We start from the raw sequence: 1,228 nt of genomic DNA, 5'->3' as shown, positions 1-1,228 counted from the left end.
GCCTCGCCCTTGGCAGCGTACCAGGTGACGGCGGCGGCGCTCGCCTGCGCCGCCGCCGTCACCTGGTACGCTGCCAAGGGCGAGGCCGCGAGCGCAAAGCCGGATGTGCCGGAAGCGAAGCTGGTCAAGGCCGTGACGGTGAAGCCGGCACCGCAGGCGGACAGCCGGCTCGCGATCGGCGAAATCCGCCCACAGCGCGAAAGCGACCTTGGGTTCCGGCTCTCCGGCAAGCTCGTGCAGCGCACGGCAGCAGTAGGCCAGATGATCAGGAAAGGCGAAGTGCTCGCCCGCATCGAGGACCAGGATTATCGCAACCGCTTGCGCAACGCCGAGGCCGATGTCGCGGCGGCGCAGGCCGTGCTGGTCGAGGCTAGCGCCGCCGAGGCCCGCCTCAGAGCGTTGCTTGCCAAAGGCTTCACGACGCGCGCCAGCTACGATGCGACGTTGAAGAACCTCCGCTCGGCGCAAGCCAAGCTGGACTCGGCTAAGATTGGCTTGGAGATGGCCAGGGATCAGCTCGCTTATACCGAACTGCACGCGGATTTCGACGGCTTGGTGACGGCGACTGGCGCCGAGGAAGGCCAGCTCGTCAATGTCGGGCAGATGGTCGTGCGCATCGCCGATCCGCAAGCCCGCGACGCTGTCTTCTCGATCGCCGAAGCTGTGTTCTCAAATCGCCGCAGCGCTGGGCATCCGCCGGAGATCATGGTCTCGCTGCTGAGCAACCCGGCGATCTCGACATCCGGCGTCATACACGAGGTGTCGCCTGTGGCCGATGCCGCCACCCGCACCTTCCAAGTGAAGGTTTCGCTGCGCAACGCCCCGAATGAAATGCGTTTTGGCAGCAGCGTCGCGGGCCGTGTCAACGAATCCGGCGCGCCTGTCGTGGTGCTGCCGGGAAGTGCACTGTTCGACAAGGGCGGTAAGCCGGCCGTGTGGATTGTGGGCGCTTCCTCGGCCGTCGAGCTGAAGCCCGTTGTCATTGCCCGTTACGAGACCGAGCGGGTCGTCGTCAGCGGCGGCCTGGCCGAAGGCGATGTGGTCGTAACCGCCGGCGTCAACCGGCTGCGCGAACACGAACAGGTTCGCATCGCGGCAGGAGAATCCCGATGAGCCCGTCACAAACGAAAGTCCTGATCGCCGGCGCCGGACCGACCGGGCTGACGCTTGGCCTCTGGCTCACCCGTCTCGGCGTGCCGGTCCGCATCTTCGACAAGTCCGCAGGTCC

The 1,228-nt window shown here is 66.5% G+C and carries 2 protein-coding genes; both read left to right on the top strand.

What is annotated here, in order from left to right:
* Positions 1–1,113: efflux RND transporter periplasmic adaptor subunit (locus EOA86_RS35270; protein WP_348633386.1), on the top strand; the 1,113-nt coding region annotated here is incomplete at its 5' end.
* The coding region (locus tag EOA86_RS41365) for an FAD-dependent monooxygenase (protein ID WP_164892355.1) at positions 1,110–1,228 on the top strand (119 nt) is incomplete at its 3' end. The genes EOA86_RS35270 and EOA86_RS41365, both read left to right, overlap by 4 nt.

Origin of the sequence: Mesorhizobium sp. M5C.F.Ca.IN.020.32.2.1 (genome assembly GCF_004023105.1) — a bacterium.
GTDB lineage: Bacteria > Pseudomonadota > Alphaproteobacteria > Rhizobiales > Rhizobiaceae > Mesorhizobium > Mesorhizobium wenxiniae.
Note: the sequence above shows the minus strand (reverse complement) of the source record. Positions and strands in the feature narration are given on the sequence as shown.